This window comes from Pseudoduganella sp. RAF19 (assembly GCF_052114165.1).
Taxonomy (GTDB): domain Bacteria; phylum Pseudomonadota; class Gammaproteobacteria; order Burkholderiales; family Burkholderiaceae_D; genus Rugamonas.
Genome location: NZ_JBFREF010000005.1, coordinates 739,058 through 754,183 on the forward strand (window position 1 = coordinate 739,058; position 15,126 = coordinate 754,183).

Annotated in this window: 18 protein-coding genes; 11 read left to right on the top strand and 7 right to left on the bottom strand. The window is 63.5% G+C overall.

Annotation, left to right across the window (positions count from 1 at the left end):
- Positions 1 to 217 precede the first annotated feature (217 nt).
- From AB4Z19_RS16675 to AB4Z19_RS16720, 10 genes are all read left to right on the top strand, one after another.
- Positions 218 to 1,135, top strand: a complete 918-nt coding sequence (locus AB4Z19_RS16675) for a LysR family transcriptional regulator (protein ID WP_442035642.1) — start codon at positions 218 to 220, stop codon at positions 1,133 to 1,135.
- A 42-nt stretch (positions 1,136 to 1,177) separates the two neighbouring features.
- Positions 1,178 to 1,363, top strand: a complete 186-nt coding sequence (locus tag AB4Z19_RS16680) for a hypothetical protein (protein ID WP_442035643.1) — start codon at positions 1,178 to 1,180, stop codon at positions 1,361 to 1,363.
- On the top strand, positions 1,363 to 1,836 hold the full coding sequence (locus AB4Z19_RS16685) for a hypothetical protein (RefSeq protein WP_442029890.1): 474 nt from the start codon (positions 1,363 to 1,365) through the stop codon (positions 1,834 to 1,836). Before AB4Z19_RS16680 ends, AB4Z19_RS16685 begins: the two co-directional genes overlap by 1 nt.
- Positions 1,837 to 1,844: 8 nt before the next feature.
- On the top strand, positions 1,845 to 3,851 hold the full coding sequence (locus AB4Z19_RS16690) for an AAA family ATPase (RefSeq protein WP_442035644.1): 2,007 nt from the start codon (positions 1,845 to 1,847) through the stop codon (positions 3,849 to 3,851).
- A gap of 1 nt (position 3,852) precedes the next feature.
- The gene (locus AB4Z19_RS16695) at positions 3,853 to 4,827 is read left to right on the top strand and encodes a general secretion pathway protein GspB (RefSeq protein WP_442025820.1); all 975 of its coding nucleotides are present in this window, start codon (positions 3,853 to 3,855) and stop codon (positions 4,825 to 4,827) included.
- The gene (mobB, locus tag AB4Z19_RS16700; RefSeq protein ID WP_442025819.1) at positions 4,824 to 5,330 is read left to right on the top strand and encodes a molybdopterin-guanine dinucleotide biosynthesis protein B; all 507 of its coding nucleotides are present in this window, start codon (positions 4,824 to 4,826) and stop codon (positions 5,328 to 5,330) included. Before AB4Z19_RS16695 ends, mobB begins: the two co-directional genes overlap by 4 nt.
- 70 nt (positions 5,331 to 5,400) lie before the next feature.
- On the top strand, positions 5,401 to 5,601 hold the full coding sequence (locus AB4Z19_RS16705; RefSeq protein ID WP_442025818.1) for a YjfB family protein: 201 nt from the start codon (positions 5,401 to 5,403) through the stop codon (positions 5,599 to 5,601).
- A 187-nt stretch (positions 5,602 to 5,788) separates the two neighbouring features.
- Positions 5,789 to 6,055: a BufA1 family periplasmic bufferin-type metallophore gene (locus tag AB4Z19_RS16710; protein ID WP_442025817.1), complete on the top strand. Its 267-nt coding sequence runs from the start codon at positions 5,789 to 5,791 to the stop codon at positions 6,053 to 6,055.
- Positions 6,056 to 6,074: 19 nt separating this feature from the next.
- Positions 6,075 to 7,730 (top strand): MNIO family bufferin maturase, encoded by a 1,656-nt coding sequence (gene bufB, locus AB4Z19_RS16715; RefSeq protein ID WP_442025816.1) that lies wholly within the window; start codon positions 6,075 to 6,077, stop codon positions 7,728 to 7,730.
- Complete coding sequence (locus tag AB4Z19_RS16720; protein WP_442025815.1) at positions 7,727 to 8,188, top strand: DoxX family protein; 462 nt, start codon at positions 7,727 to 7,729, stop codon at positions 8,186 to 8,188. Before bufB ends, AB4Z19_RS16720 begins: the two co-directional genes overlap by 4 nt.
- Before the next feature lie 3 nt (positions 8,189 to 8,191).
- On the opposite strand, the gene AB4Z19_RS16725 is transcribed toward AB4Z19_RS16720, so the two are convergent.
- The 3 genes from AB4Z19_RS16725 to fumC form a co-directional block, all read right to left on the bottom strand.
- Positions 8,192 to 8,476, bottom strand: coding sequence for a DUF883 family protein (locus AB4Z19_RS16725; protein ID WP_442025814.1), 285 nt, complete (start codon positions 8,474 to 8,476; stop codon positions 8,192 to 8,194).
- Positions 8,477 to 8,501: 25 nt separating this feature from the next.
- Positions 8,502 to 8,738, bottom strand: coding sequence for an RNA-binding S4 domain-containing protein (locus tag AB4Z19_RS16730; RefSeq protein WP_442025813.1), 237 nt, complete (start codon positions 8,736 to 8,738; stop codon positions 8,502 to 8,504).
- A gap of 63 nt (positions 8,739 to 8,801) precedes the next feature.
- The gene (gene fumC, locus AB4Z19_RS16735; protein WP_442025812.1) at positions 8,802 to 10,196 is read right to left on the bottom strand and encodes a class II fumarate hydratase; all 1,395 of its coding nucleotides are present in this window, start codon (positions 10,194 to 10,196) and stop codon (positions 8,802 to 8,804) included.
- A gap of 123 nt (positions 10,197 to 10,319) precedes the next feature.
- Here fumC and AB4Z19_RS16740 point away from each other — a divergent pair, with 123 nt between their 5' ends.
- Positions 10,320 to 11,828, top strand: coding sequence for a type IV pilus assembly protein FimV (locus AB4Z19_RS16740; protein ID WP_442035645.1), 1,509 nt, complete (start codon positions 10,320 to 10,322; stop codon positions 11,826 to 11,828).
- 271 nt (positions 11,829 to 12,099) lie between these two features.
- Here AB4Z19_RS16740 and AB4Z19_RS16745 read toward each other — a convergent pair whose 3' ends face one another.
- From AB4Z19_RS16745 to AB4Z19_RS16760, 4 genes are all read right to left on the bottom strand, one after another.
- The gene (locus AB4Z19_RS16745) at positions 12,100 to 13,332 is read right to left on the bottom strand and encodes a sensor histidine kinase (RefSeq protein WP_442035646.1); all 1,233 of its coding nucleotides are present in this window, start codon (positions 13,330 to 13,332) and stop codon (positions 12,100 to 12,102) included.
- Positions 13,329 to 14,042 (bottom strand): response regulator, encoded by a 714-nt coding sequence (locus AB4Z19_RS16750; RefSeq protein ID WP_442029024.1) that lies wholly within the window; start codon positions 14,040 to 14,042, stop codon positions 13,329 to 13,331. Before AB4Z19_RS16750 ends, AB4Z19_RS16745 begins: the two co-directional genes overlap by 4 nt.
- Positions 14,043 to 14,094: 52 nt before the next feature.
- Positions 14,095 to 14,562, bottom strand: a complete 468-nt coding sequence (locus tag AB4Z19_RS16755; RefSeq protein WP_442035647.1) for a Spy/CpxP family protein refolding chaperone — start codon at positions 14,560 to 14,562, stop codon at positions 14,095 to 14,097.
- A 207-nt stretch (positions 14,563 to 14,769) separates the two neighbouring features.
- Positions 14,770 to 15,033 (bottom strand): flagellar protein FliT, encoded by a 264-nt coding sequence (locus AB4Z19_RS16760; protein WP_442029026.1) that lies wholly within the window; start codon positions 15,031 to 15,033, stop codon positions 14,770 to 14,772.
- Between the last annotated feature and the right edge of the window lie 93 nt (positions 15,034 to 15,126).

The window sequence follows — 15,126 nt, forward strand, 5'->3', positions numbered from 1 at the left end:
GTGCGGAAAAAGACAGACGCACAAATTCGCGGAATCAACTGCAAAAAAACGCGACTGAAATGCATTTGAAAAAAAGCCGCCCGAAGGCGGCCTGAGGAGGGAGATTACCGGGCTTCAGAAACCGGAGAAGTGAAGCCAGTCTAACCGTTGCGGTTCGCGCAAAAAAGACCAATAATGGCAATGGACCATTTCTGAAACAGAAATAAAGGACGCTGTCATGGACCGTCTTCAATCGATGCGGGTATTCGCCAAAGTGGTGGAGCAGGGCAGCTTCGCCAGAGCGGGCGACCAGCTGGATATCTCGAATGCCGTGGTCACCCGCCATGTGGCGGACCTGGAACAGCACCTCGGCACCCGCCTGCTGAACCGCAGCACCCGCAAACTCTCACTCACCGAAACCGGCCAGCAATACCTGGACCGGGTGCGCCATATCCTGAGCGATATCGACGATGCCGACGCCATGGCCGCCCAGTCGGCGCGCTGCCCGAGCGGGACGTTGCGCATCTACTGCCATCCGAATTTCGGCCAGACTGCGCTGGCGCCGCTGCTGCCCGTGTTTGCGGCGGCCGAGCCGAAGGTGGTGCTGGATGTGACCCTGGCCGACCGTCCGGTCGATCTGGTGGAGGAGGGCTACGATATTGGCATCTTCATCGATAACCAGAAGATCGACAGCAGCATGATCGCCCGCAAACTGGCCACCTCCAGCGTGGTGCTGACCGCCGCCCCCGGCTATGTCAGCAGGAAGGGGGAGCCGATGGCGCCACGCGACCTGAGCAAGCACGATTGCCTGAACCATTCATATGAGAAGGTACGCCATACCTGGCCCGTACAATGTGGCGGCAAGCCGGTGGAGGTGCCGATCGTCAGCCGGATGGTGTCCAATAACAACGCCGTGTTGCGGGAAGCGGCGATTGCCGGGCTGGGCGTGATGATGCGCCCGTCTTTCACTTTGGGCGACGATATTGCCGACGGAAAACTGGTGCGCCTGCTGCGCGACCACTGCGTAGGGCGGCTGGGTGTCTATATGGTGTATCCGAGCCGCCGCCTGCTGTCGGCCAAGGTGCGCGCCTTTACGGAGTTCATGGCGAAATCCTTCCCTGAACCTGATGCCGATCCCTGGCTTAAATCATTGTGATTTCCCTTCGAAATGTCATAATGCTCGTCAGGAGAAGACACGATGATCAAGTACCTGGGCACCAAAAAGACCGATCAAGGGGCGACCTTGTACGTGTTCTTGATCAATGGCCTGCAAAAAGAAATTCGCGAGAGTGCTTTGAAGCAATACCCCGGCTGCTACGAAGCCTTGCCGGCGGCTGCCAAGGCAAAAATCAGCGCGAACCGGGCGTGGATGCAGAAACTTTGATGCTGCTGAAACGCCTGACCTGTCTCGCCCTGCTGGCACTGTCCCCGCTTGCGCATTCTGCTCCACCCAGCCACTTCGGCACGGTCATGGGCAGCGGCTTGTTATGCCGCGACGAAACCACCAATCGCTACTATTTCGACTACATGGTGCAGTATTTCGGCCAGCCGTATAAGCGTGAAGGCGGCGCTTACTGGTTCCGCACCCAGGGCGCGACCCTCTGGAATATGCCGATCCTGGAGGTGATGGTCAGTGACGAAACCTTCCCCTACGCCTTCGTGGGCGCAGTGGTCGATGGCAAGCCGGAAGATCTCGAAAAAGCCATTACGACGCAGGACGGCCCGCGGTATGCGACAATCGAAAATTCGCGTTATCCGGTCCGGGAGAGCAAGGCGGGCAGCCGCATTGTGTATTTCAATACCCGTTCCAAGATTTTTTGCGCCAAGTTCAAGCCGCTGCCACCGGCGCTGCGCTGAAGGTTTTCATGTACACGCAATTCTTCCATCTCAAACAGTCGCCGTTTTCCATCGCGCCCGATCCGCGCTACCTGTTCATGAGCGAACGCCATCGCGAGGCTTTGGCGCATCTGCTGTATGGCGTGGGCAGCGGCGGTGGCTTCGTTCTGTTAACCGGCGAGATCGGCGCGGGCAAGACGACGGTGTGCCGCTGCTTCATGGAGCAGATTCCTGCCAACTGCCGTCTGGCGTATATCTTCAATCCGAAGCTGACGGTGGAGGAGCTGCTGCAGTCGGTATGCGATGAGTTCCGCATCGAGATGTCCGGCGCGGCGCATTCGGTCAAAGGGTATGTGGATGCGATCAATGCTTATCTGCTGTCGTCGCATGCGCAGGGGCTGAACAATGTGCTGGTGATCGACGAGGCGCAGAACTTGTCCGCTGAGGTGCTGGAACAATTGCGCCTGCTGACCAACCTGGAAACCAGTGAGCGCAAGCTGCTGCAGATTATCCTGATTGGACAGCCGGAGTTGCGCGGCATGCTGGCGCGTCCCGAGCTGGAGCAGCTGGCGCAGCGTGTGATTGCGCGCTATCACCTGGGCTCCTTGTCCGAGGCGGAAGTGGGCGCTTATGTGGAGCATCGCCTGACCGTCGCCGGCGCCTCGTCCATCGCGCCATTCCCGCGTCCATTGATGGCACAGCTGCACCAGCTGACCAAAGGTGTGCCACGCCGGATCAATTTGCTGTGCGACCGCGCACTGCTGGGCGCGTATGTCGAGAACCAGCATCAAGTCAGCCGCAAGATCCTGCGCCGTGCGGCGGAAGAAGTGTTTGCCGGTGAAGGACGCTCCTCCGTTGCCGCAGCCGCCGCCGCGCGCGGACCGTGGCCCTATGTCGCCGCCGGCGTGCTCGCAGGCGTCGTGCTGACCGGCGCCGCGGCCTGGCAGCTGATGCCAGGCGCGCGCAATGTCGCCATGCCGCCAGGCGCGTCCGCGTCCAGCCGCACCGCCGACGCACGCCTTCCAGCGTCCAACGCCCACCCAGCCGCGCCCGCGTCGCCCGCCGCAGCGACGGCAGCTCCGAGCGTCGCGGCGTCGGCCGCTGCCACCAACTTACTTCCCGCGGCGTCGGCCGCCGTCGCGAACGCACAGGTCGCCGCGTCGTCCACCGCTGCCGCGAACGCACGGTCCGTCGCGTCGTCCACCGCCGCCGCGGGCACATCGCCGGCCGCTGGCGCGAACGCGCCGTCCGCTGCGTCGCCCACCGCCGCCGCAGGCGCATCGCGGGCCGCTGCCGCGAACGCACCGTCCGCCGTGTCGTCCGCCGCTGCGGGCGCATCGGCGGCCGCGTCTTCTGCCGGCTCTCTCGCCGCTGCGCTGTCTTCGACGTCTGCTGGCGCCGCGCGCAATGTGCCGTTGGCCGGCGCTCCGCAGGGCGCTGTGCCGGAGAAGTCGCTCTTTGAAGGCGCCGTTCGCGCGCTGGCCACGCAATGGGGCGTTCAACTCGCGGCAGGCGAGGGCTGTCCCGAGGCTGCAAAACAAAACCTGCGCTGTCTGCTCACAAAAGGCGGCCTGAGTGAGATCAAGCTACTCGATCGTCCTGTGCTGATCAAACTGCGCGACGATCCAACCCGTCCCACGTTCGCGCTGCTGACCGCGATGAACGGCGACCGTGCCACGCTGTCGATTGGCGCCAAACGTGAGTCCGTGACGCTGGCGTCGCTGGAAGCGCGCTTTGATGGAGGCTTCCTCACCTTCTGGCGTGCACCACGTACCTGGCGTGATGAAGTGTCGTCCGGCGACAAGGGCCCGGACGTCGATTGGCTCGCGCGCCGCCTCGCCGAACTGCGCGGCGCCAAAAAGCCGAAGGATAACCAGCCACTGGATGGCGTCACGCTACGTGCATTGCGCGATTTCCAGGTCAGCCAGAATCTGAAGGCGGACGGTGTAGCCGGTCCGAAGACCTTCATCCGACTCAACCAGCTGGGCGGCGTGCAGGAGCCGCGCCTGAGCGCGCAGGCGATCGCAGGAAAATAATATGTCCTACATACTCGAAGCATTGAAAAAGGCGCAGGCGGAGCGGCAGATCGGCGAGACGCCGTCCATCCACGCGCCCACCATGACGCCAACGCCGGCAGTCGACAGCACGGGCTCGCGCAAGCCGATGATGGTCGCGGTGGGCCTGCTCGGCGGCGCAGTGGTCGTGCTGGGCGCAATGCTGCTGATGCGCCAGCAGGGCAGCGCGCCCGCCGCGTCTGATACGCCTTCCGTCGCGACGCCGGCGATCACCGCATCCCCCAACGCGACGTCGGCGATAACTGCATCGCCCAATGCGACGCCGGCGATAACCGCATCCCCCAACGCGACGCTTGCCACCGCGCCTGTCGCGCAGTCGGCACCTGCCAGTGCACAGCCATCAGTTCCGTCGCCCATTGGGGAACAGCGCCCAGCCGCTCAGGCAGCAGCGACGCGCATAGGAGAACAGCGCCCAGCGGCTCAGGCAGCGGCGCCTGTCGCGCCAGCGCCGGATCTGCGGGCTGATATGGCCGCCGCCACGCCAGCACCAGCGACACGCGCGTCGTCCGCTGTTGCGCCAGCGGCAGCCGCGCGCGCCAGCCAGCCTGTCTTGGAAGGCCGCAAGAATGCTGGCGCTGACGCGACGCACGAAAAAGTCACTGAGGCGGCACAGGCGGCACAGAAGCCGCAGGGCGGGTCAGCCGCCGCGCCGACACAAACCGCGCAAGCCGCTCCGGCGCCGGCCGCTGTACCCGCCCCCGCGGAGGAGCCGGTGCAAACGCTGCGCGACCTGCCCGAGCCCATCCAGCGCGCCATCCCGCAAATCACGATGGGTGGCTATATGTACTCGAAGAATCCCGCCGACCGGCTGATCCTGATCGACAAAACCCTGCGTAAGGAAGGCGACGAGGTTGCGCCTGGTCTGCTGCTGGAGCGTCTGTTGCCGCGCGCGGCGGTGTTCAGCTTCCGCGGCTATCGCTACAAGGTGCCGCTGTGACTGCGCGCTGTGTGATCGGCGTGGTTGGCCCGTCGGGCAGCGGCAAAACGACGCTGCTTGAATACCTGGTCGCGCGGCTGGCGGAGGAGGGCTTAAAGGTCAATGTGATCAAGCACAGCCACCACGACTTCGAGCTGGAGCCGCCGCGCAAGGACAGTGCCCGTTTCCGCCAGGCCGGTGCTGCCGAAGTGATGATCGCATCGCCATACCGCTTCGCCATCATCCACGAGTTGCGCAACGCCCCCGAGCCGGCCATGGACGAGCAGCTGGCGCGCCTGGCCCCAGCCGACCTGACCCTGGTCGAAGGCTTCCATTCTTGGCCAATTGACAAGATTGAAGTGCATCGCCCGGAGGTCGGCGCAGCGCGTTACCTGGAAGACAAGTCCATCAAAGCCGTCGCCAGTGACCAGCCGGCGCCCGCAGGGCTGGAGCCAGCCCTTGCCTGGCTCGACCTCAACCGCCCGGAGTCGGTGCTGGACTGGCTGCGCACCCAGCTCAAATAATTTGCAGCGAAACCCTAAAGTTCCCCAAAACTGGTCCGTAAATCAGGATAAGTACAAATGGAGAATTACCATGGACGTTTCCAGCATTGCAAATCTCGCTACCACTATGGCTGACACCGGCACCCGCCAGGAAGTCGGCATTGCCGTGCTGAAGAAAGCCCAGGACGTGCAGGCCTCGACCGCCTCCGCGCTGCTGGAAGCGATCCCGCCAGCGACTCCGGCTAGCAACCTGCCAGCTCATCTGGGCACGCGCATCAATACCACGGCCTGACCCAGCGTCCGGCCCCGCAAGAAACCCGCAGCGCCGTGCAGGCGTCAGCGGGTTTTTTTTCGCCCGCGAAAAAATTTTCAAAAAAGTTGTAAGGATATCTGTTGGCTGCGCGACAATCGTCCAGTCGCAGACATCTGCGTCCGATTCCAGCTCACTGAGCTGAAACTTTCACCTGAGGAGATACACCATGAACAAGCGTCAAGCCCTGATCGCAGCAGCCCTGGCCACCGTATGCGCCGCCACCGTTGGCACTGCTTCCGCCGCCGACAAGAAAGACCAGGAAAAGTGCTACGGCATCGCCAAGGCCGGCCAGAACGACTGTGCTACCGCCAACGGCTCGCACAGCTGCTCCGGCCAGGCCAAAATGGACAACGCACCAGCCGACTGGAAATACGTCGCTAAAGGCACTTGCGAAAAAGCCGGCGGCAAAATGAATCCGCCAGCAGGCAAGTAATCAAGCAGGGAACGGAGCCATGACGCATTCCATCAACAGCAGCCTGTCCGGTGCCGGCATCGGATTGCGGGCTCCGCACTACCGCCAATTCCTCGAGCAGCGGCCGCGTGCCGCCTGGCTCGAGGTCCACACCGAAAACTATCTCGACCAGGCCGGCTGGGACTTCCACGTGCTGCAGGCGCTGCGCCGCGATTATGCGATCAGCATGCACGGCGTGGGACTTGGCTTAGGCTCAGCGCGCGGCTTTTCCGAACGCCACCTGGAACGCGTGCGCAGCCTGGTGCAGCGCATCGAGCCGGCGCTGGTTTCTGAACATTTGTGCTGGGGCGCCGTCTTCGACCGCCACCTGAACGACCTGCTGCCGCTGGCGCTGGACCACGCCGCGCTTGATCTGCTGAGCGAGCGGGTCGGACGCGTGCAGGATGTGCTGGGCCGCGCCATCCTGCTGGAAAACGTCTCGACCTATGTGCGTTTCAGCAGCGACGCCATGAGCGAGGCCGAATTCCTCGCCGAGCTGTCGCGCCGCACCGGCTGCGGCTTGCTGCTGGACGTGAACAACCTGTACGTCAACCAGTGCAATCACGAAGAAGATGCGCTGGCGGCGATCAAGGCCATCGCAGTCGGCACGGTCGGCGAAATTCACCTGGCCGGGCATCTGGTCACGCCGGATGCCGTGATCGACCACCATGGCGATGTTGTCGCCGACCCGGTGTGGCGCTTGTATGAGGCAGCGCTGGCCCGATTCGGCGCGGTTCCCACCCTGATTGAATGGGACACCGATATTCCCGCCCTCGAAGTCCTACAAGGCGAGGCGGCCAAGGCCGAAACCCGCCTGGCGACCGCCAGCCAAGCCCATGTAGTCTTTGGGGTCAGGCACCAAATGGTACATGAGGCCGCTTCGGAATCGGCTGAGCCGCTGGCGCTGGCCCAACAGCAGTTCAGCGACGCACTGTTTGCGCCCGAGCGCGAAAATGTGTTGCGTCCCCATTTAAAGCATGGGGAGCGCTTTGCGCTGTATCGCGGCAATTTGAGCGCGACGTGGGCGAAGGCGCTGGGTGCGGCTTATCCGGTGATTCGCCAATTGGTGGGCGATGAATTCTTTGATGCCCTGGCCCGCGAGTACGGCCGCGCGCATCCCTCGGAGGATGGCGATCTCAATCGCTTTGGCGCGCACTTTGCGGCGTTCCTGCAAGGCTTCGAGCACGTGCAGGACTTGCCTTATCTGTCCGACATGGCGCGATTGGAATGGTCGCTGCATCGCATGCATTACGCACCGGCGACCGCAACCCTGGGCGCAGAAGCCCTGGCGGCAATTGCGCCGGAAGATATCGAGTCGGTCACGCTGGCGCTGCCGCCAACCGCGCAGCCATTTGCTTCCGCATGGGCGGTCGTCCCGCTGTGGCTCGCGCATCAGGGGGAATGCGAGTTTCCGCAGGAGATGCGCGCCGCAAGCCAGGCGCTGCTGGCGAGGCCGGACTGGAAAGTGCGTGTGATGCCGCAAAGCCCGGCCGCGCACGCCGCGCTGAGCCTGCTGCAGCAAGGCGGCACCTTCGGCGCAGCCCTGGATGAAGCTTTCGAGCGCGATGAGGAATTCAACGTCGCTGCCCATTTACAGCAATGGCTGGAGCAGGGCGCATTCAGCGCCGTCCGCCTGCCGATTGGAGAACCAACATGAACGCAATTCTCGGCGTGCACCGCCAACTGTCCCGCTTCGACGCCACGCTCAGCGACTGGGGTGCGTCCATCGCCAGCCTGGCCCTGCGCTGGTACATCGGCTGGCAATTTTTCAAAGCGGGCCTGACCAAAATCCGCGAGTGGGACGCGACGCTGTCCTTGTTCCAGGATGAATACCATGTGCCGCTATTGCCGCCTGAACTGGCGGCTTATATGGGCGCAGGAGGAGAGTTGATTCTGCCGCTGCTGCTGTTCGCAGGCGTGATCACGCGTCCCGCCGCGCTGGCATTGTTCTTCGTGAATGCGATGGCCGTGATTTCGTATCCGCAGCTGTTCTCGTTCGAGTGCCCAGCCGCGATCAACGATCACTTCTATTGGGGTTCTGGCCTGCTGTTGCTGGTCGCGTTTGGACCGGGCCGCTTCTCGCTGGATGCGATCCTGAAGAAGCGGCAGGGCTAAGACTTAATGGAAGGCGCGCATGACCTTGGCTTCGCCAGTCTTGTCGCAATGGGACAGATTGGCTTCATGGGTCGCTTCAATCATGCGACTGACTTGAGCATCTTCGAAACGCTCCAGTTCAGCGGTGGCGGCCAGTAGCGCCTGTGCCAGCTTGGCGCGGGCGCTCTGGTAGAGCACGCTGGTGTAGTGGTCGGTGTTCTTGAGCAGCTCTTCCGCGTTTTCGATGACTTGTCGCAGATCACCGATCAAGCGTTCCTGAGTCTGCATATCGCGTTCAGGGCTATCCATGCTGCTCCCCTTCCGGAAGGTGTGGTCAGGCGCCGTCCGCGCCACCTTCGCCGATCACCGTGATATGCACGTCGCCAACACGGACCTGCTGTCCTGCGCGGATCTTGCAAGTTTTGCGCAATTCCTGCTTGCCATCGACTGAGACCTGACCACTGGCTACGATCTGCTTGCCGGCCCCACCGCTGTCGCACAGTCCGACTACTTTCAGGAGCTGATTCAGCTCGATGTACTCGGATGTCAATTCAAAACTCACTCTCTGCATTTTATCCTCTTTGTGTTGGGCTTGCGCTCGCATTGCTCAGTGATGCGGCGTTTCCGCGCAACATTAACCTTTGGCGCCTGGCTTGGTCATTGCCAAAGGATTAATCCATTGCTCGAATTGATCGGCCGTGACGAAGCTCAGCGCCAGGGCCGCTTCTTTCAGCGTGGTGCCCTCGTGCTGCGCCTTCTTGGCGATTTGAGCGGCGCGATCATACCCGATATGCGGAGCCAGCGCTGTCACCAGCATCAGGGAGCGCTCCATCAGGTCGGCGATGCGTGCATGGTTCGGCTCGATACCGTGCGCGCAGTGTTCTTCGAAGCTCAACATGCCATCGGCCAGCAAGCGCGCACTTTGCAGGAAGTTATGCGCAATTAGCGGCTTGAAGACGTTCAGTTCGAAGTTGCCGGAGGCGCCGCCGACGGTGATGGCGACGTCATTGCCAAACACCTGGCAGCACAGCATGGTCAGCGCTTCGCATTGCGTCGGATTGACCTTGCCCGGCATGATGGAGCTGCCCGGCTCGTTCTCAGGAATGGTGATTTCGCCCAGGCCGGAGCGCGGGCCGGACGCCATCCAGCGCACGTCGTTGGCGATTTTCATCAGCGCGGCAGCGAGGGTTTTAAGGGCGCCGTGGGCGGCGACGAGGGCTTCGTGTCCCGCCAGCGCGGCGAACTTGTTGCCGGCGCTGCGGAAAGGCAGCTTCAGGTTGTGCTCCAGCTCGGCTGCGATGCGGGTTGCGTATTCGGGATGCGCGTTCAGGCCGGTGCCGACCGCGGTGCCGCCGGCCGCCAGCTCCAGCACGGCGGGCAGGGTGGCGCGGATGGCGTGCTCGGCGTAATCCAGCTGAGCGACGTAGCCGGAGAATTCCTGGCCCAGCGTCAGCGGGGTGGCGTCCTGAAGGTGGGTGCGGCCGATTTTGACGATGTCGGCAAAGGCGGTCGATTTTTCGGCCAGCGTGGTGCGCAGGTGCTGAAGAGCGGGCAGAACATTGGCAATCGCCTGGGCAGCGGCCACGTGGATGGCGGTAGGGAAGATGTCGTTCGAGGACTGGCCTTTGTTGACGTCATCGTTCGGGTGCAGCATGCGCGATTCGCCGCGCACGCCACCCATCAGCTCGGAGCCGCGGTTGGCCAGCACTTCGTTCATATTCATATTGGACTGCGTGCCTGAGCCCGTCTGCCACACCGCCAGCGGGAATTCGCCCGCGTGTTGGCCACGCAGCACTTCGTCCGCCGCCTGCATGATGGCGACGGCTTTGGCGTCGTCCAGCACGCCGAGGTCCAGGTTCACTTTGGCGGCCGCGCGCTTGACGCTGGCCAGGGCAGCCACCAGTTCCGGCGGCATTTTCTCGGTCGAGATCTTGAAGTGCTCCAGCGAGCGCTGGGTTTGCGCGCCCCACAGCTGGTTGGCTGGCACTTTGATTGGGCCAAAACTATCCTTCTCGATACGCGTTTCCATGGCTGCCTCGGTGTGGTTGTTGATCTTTTGATTCTAACCCGGCAAGGATTTTCCCGTTTGCAGGGGTTCATAATGGCGATTTTTGGCCGTTATAGTCGTTACGTCCCGGAAACTACTTTGACTATGCCTCGTTTTATTGCCGCTTCTTCGATTGCTCTTGCCTTGATCGCATCGGCGCCAGTGTGCGGGGCGGAATTGGGAGACATTTCCGTACGTTCGCACCTGGGGCAGCAGCTGTCGGCGGATATCGAGCTGGCTGATCTGACTGCGGCCGATCTCAACGAATTGCAGGTGCGGCTGGCGCGCCCGGATGTGTTCAAGGGGGCGAATGTCGCCATGAATCCGGCGCTGGCCGGGTTGAATATCGCGGTCGTGAAGCGCGATTCGCGCCGGGTCTTGCATCTGACCACGCTGCAGCCGGTGAATGCTGAGCTGGTGCATATTTTCTTTGAGTTGAGCAGTGGAGGGCGACAGACTATCCGCACGGCCAGCTTGTGGCTGACGCCGGAGCCGGCGGGGGCGGCTACGCCGCGCGTGGCGGCAGCGGCAGCGGCCACGGCCACGACGGCATCGGCCACCGCCACGACCACGACGGCATCGGCCACGGCCACGACCACCGCGGCCGCTGTGACGCCGATTTCAGCGCCTGCGCCTGTGCCCGCCGCGGGGATGGTGGCTGATAAGGTGCTTGCGGCATCTTCCGCGGCGGCAGGCGCTGCGAGCTTGCCGGCGCCCGCGAAAACGTCGCCCGCGCCAGCGCGCGTAGTTCCACCGGCGCGACCGATGTCGAGCATGTCACCGGACGAGGAAACGATGAAGGCCGCCGCTGAGCGCTCGTTCGCCGCGCACACCGGGCAAGCTGTGGCGCCAACTGCCGTGCCTGCGCCGAAGCCGAGTCCGTCGTCCGCCGTTGCCACGAAAGCCGCGACCGCTGCGCCAGCCCTAATGCCGGCGAAGCTTGCGGTCGCCCCCGCGCGTCCGGCGCAAGCCTGTTCGCCTGAGCAGCTGGAGGCGAGCACGCGGCAATGCGCGGCGGCGGACGCCAGCAATAAGGCGCTGACCACCAAGCTGGTCGATCTGGAAGGGAAGGTCAGGCAATTGCAGGCTGAGCTGGCAGCAAAGCCGTCGGCAGCGGCGGAACATGCGGCAGGCGCTCCGGCGAAGGAGGCGGCGGGCACGCCGGCGGAGCATGCGGCAGGCACTTCGACGAAGGAGGCAGTACGCGCTTCGGCAGAGGCCAAACCGGCCGAGGCGAAGCCCGCCGCTCCGCCGGCTGTTGCGGCGCAGGCGGCTTCAGGCAAGATCACGGATGCACGCGATGCGCATGCCAAAGTGGCAGTGCCGTCCGCATCGGCGAAGTCTGCCAGCGTATCGGCTGACGGCAAGATACAGGAGCCGAAGAAGATGTCCCGTCCGCGCCTGATATCGCTGATTGCCGCCGGCTCGCTTGCATTCATTGCAGTGATCGGCGTGGCAGTTCACTTCCTGCGCAAGCGCCGCTCGAAGGGTGGTCCGCTGAAGATCTGGCAATCGTTCCGCAAGAAAGAGACGCAAGAAAAGGCGGAAGAGTCCCAGGAACCAGTGCTGGAAGAAGAGACTGAAGCACCAATTGCGGTCACTGCGCAAGAGTAATAGCCGTTGCTTTTCCGCCCTCGACACAGAAATTTGAACTGCGTTATACTGGGTTCACACGGACCGGGTTCTGCCGCAGCCACCACCGATAGTGTGACGCGATAAGCAGAGCGACGTTGAAGAAACGACCTGGCCTGGAAGCTGTTCATAGCCGACTGAGCGCATATGAACGCCGGGTGCAACCGGCGCTGAGGCGACGCCAGGAGATACCTGGCGCTCGCCCCACCCGAATTCCCTGAAGCGCCTCGTCCGAGGCGCTTTTTTATTGCGGCTACCGCAGGGGAAGGGTGATCACGAAGCTGCTGCGGCCATCGRCCATGCTGGCGCAATGGGCGCCGCCGCCGTGGCGCTGGGCGATCTGGCGCACCAAGGCCAGGCCCAGTCCGGTGCCGAGGTTGTCGCGGGTGCCGCGCCGGCGGTAGAAGGGCTCGAATACGCGCTCGAATTCCTCCGGCGGGATGCCGGGGCCGCTGTCCCACACCGTCAGCGTCGCCATCCCGGCATCGCGTTCGATGCGCACATATGCCGGCGGCTGGCCGTGGCGGTGCGCGTTTTCCAGCAGATTACGCAGCAGGCGCCGCAGCAGGCGAGGAGAGGCGCGCATCAGCACCGGCACGCCGTTCAGCTCGACTTCGTCGTAGCGCGCGCATTCTTCCGCGGCCAGCGCGAGCAGGTCGAGTTCTTCCAGTTCCACCGTGTCGCGCAGGGCATCGAGGCGGCTGGCAAGCAGGATTTCGTCCAGCAGATAATCCAGCTCGGCGATGTCTTTCTCCAGCCCGGCTTTGCGCTTGGGATCGAGCGAGTCCATGCTCAGCTCCAGCGCGAGGCGGATGCGCGCCAGCGGCGTGCGCAGTTCGTGCGAGGCGTTCGCCAGCAGGGTCTTGTGCGCGGTGACCAGTTGCTCGATCTGATCCGCGGCGCGGTTGAAGCTGCGCGCCAGTTGCGCGACTTCGTCCTTGCCTTCCACCGCCACGCGCGCCGACAGGTCGCCCGCGCCAAGCGATTCCACGCCGCGCTGCAAGCGTTCCAGCCGCCGCGTGATGTAGCGCACCAGCGGATAGGCGGCGATGGCGATGCCGATCGTCAGCAGGATCAGCAGAGAATGCAGCAGCGTATGCGAGCGCACGACGCCCAGCGGCTGGTCGGATAGCAGGCGCCGTCCATCCGGCAGGTGGACGTATGAATCGGGGCGTGGCTCCAGCCGCACGCGCCAGCCGCCACCCAGCCTGATCGGCGTCCCGGCACTGGCTATCAGCTGCCAGTTGGCGCTGTAGAGCGTCATGCGGGCATGGATGCTGGCGGCCATGCGCTCCAGCGCGGCCTGCTGTTCGGCGGGCGTGGCGGATGCAGGCGCCAACTGGTTTTGCATCAGCACGGCCAGGTTGGCGTCGGCCTGTTCGATCGGGCCACCGGCGCGGTGCCACAGCATGATCACGGCAAAGGCGAACAGCGCCAGACAGCCCAGCAGCGTCAGGTGAAAACGGATGTACAGGCGCGAGATCATTCCTGCGCCTTGGCGAACACATAGCCCGCGCCGCGCACGGTGATGATGCGGCGCGGCTTTTTGGGATCGTCTTCCACGGCGGCGCGAATGCGCGACATGTGGACATCAATCGAGCGGTCGAAGGCTTCCAGCTGTTCGCCTTTGACCAGGTCCATCAGCTGTTCGCGCGACAGCACGCGGCCAGCGTTGTTGGCCAGCGCCAGCAGCAGGTCGAACTGGTAGGAGGTCAGGTCGCACAAGGCGCCCTCCAGCCGCACCGCGTGCGCGGCGGCGTCGATTTCGAGACGGCCGAAGCGCAGCACATTGTTCGCGGCGGACGCGCCGCGTGCGCCACCATCCACGCGGCGGCGCAGGATGGCGCGCAGGCGGGCCAGCAGCTCGCGCGGTTCGAATGGCTTGGGCAGGTAGTCATCCGCGCCGATTTCGAGGCCGACGATGCGGTCGACCGCATCGCCGCGCGCGGTCAGCATCAGCACCGGGATGTCGGAATGCGAGCGCAGTTGGCGGCAGACGTCCAGGCCATCCATATCGGGCAGCATCAGGTCCAGCACCACGGCGCCAAAGGGCGCTGCGGCCAGTTGTCCGAGCGCGCTGCCACCGCTGGCGGCGACGCTTACGCGCAAGCCTGCTTGCGACAGGTATTCGGTCAGCATTTCGGCCAGGCGCGGATCGTCTTCTACCAGCAGGATGTGGTCGGCGTTAATGTTCATGCAAGGCATTGTAAGGCAGGCGGCGGCCGGGAAGGGCCGCCGCCGAGCTGAATCAGCCGTGATGGTGCATGCCGCCCTGATGCAGCTTGGACAGGTGATCGGCCAGCTTCTTGCGCTGCTCCGGAGTGAGCACGTCGCCCACGTCGGCGATCAGCTGCACCAGGCGGCGCGAGGCTTGGTCGGCCATCTGCATATGCTGCGCGCGCGATGCTTCCAGTGCCGCGCGGTCGATGGTGGGCTGGCTGAGCATCGTCAGCATCTGGGTGTGGGCCGTGCGCAACTGGCTGTGCAGGGGCATCAGATCCTGCATGGCGGCTTTGACCAGCGGCTCGATCTGGGCTTTCTGCGCGTCGGTGGCGTCGACTTCCACATACAGGTGGTTCAGCATGGTGTCGACGTGCGCAGTGGCGTCGATGGCGCGGTGCTGGCTGCTGTGCTGATCGAGGGCATAGGCGCCGACGCCGCCCAGCAGGGAGGTGCCAAGCAGAAGTGCTGCGATGGTTTTACGGGTGAGACTCATGGCTGTTCCTTGTTCAGGTTGAGGAAGACTGCACCATCAGTCTGGCCGGGCACCGTAAAGCTGCGATGCCGGCTGTGTAAAGTTTTGTGAAGCAAAAACCCGAGGCGTAACCCTGGTGCCTGCCACGCCGTGGCAGGCACCTGCTTTTTGCTGTAGGGGTAAAAAAAAAGCGCCCCGAGGCGCTTTTTTTTGCAGGAGGAGGGGCAATCAGCCGTTCAGGCGGCCCATCCATGGTTCGGTCACATCGCGGATGGCGCGATCATTGGCCATGATCTGTTTCAGCAGCGCGATCTTGCGGGCGCGGGCGTCGCCTTCCAGCGGAGCGGCGCCGCCGATCACGGCAACCGACTCGGCTGCGCACTGATTTTCCAGGCTGTTCAGGCTGGTCCAGTCACTCGCGCGCGCAGCCACGACCATTTGATTGGTCAAACCGGCAATATTTTCGTACATCGAGAGAACCTGGTTGCTCATTTTTCATCCTGAAAAGTGGAAACGGAGTACCGCTTGTCAGGATTTACGTCAGGGCGACGAAGAACTTTAGGGTTTTCTCAAAATATTTTCAAA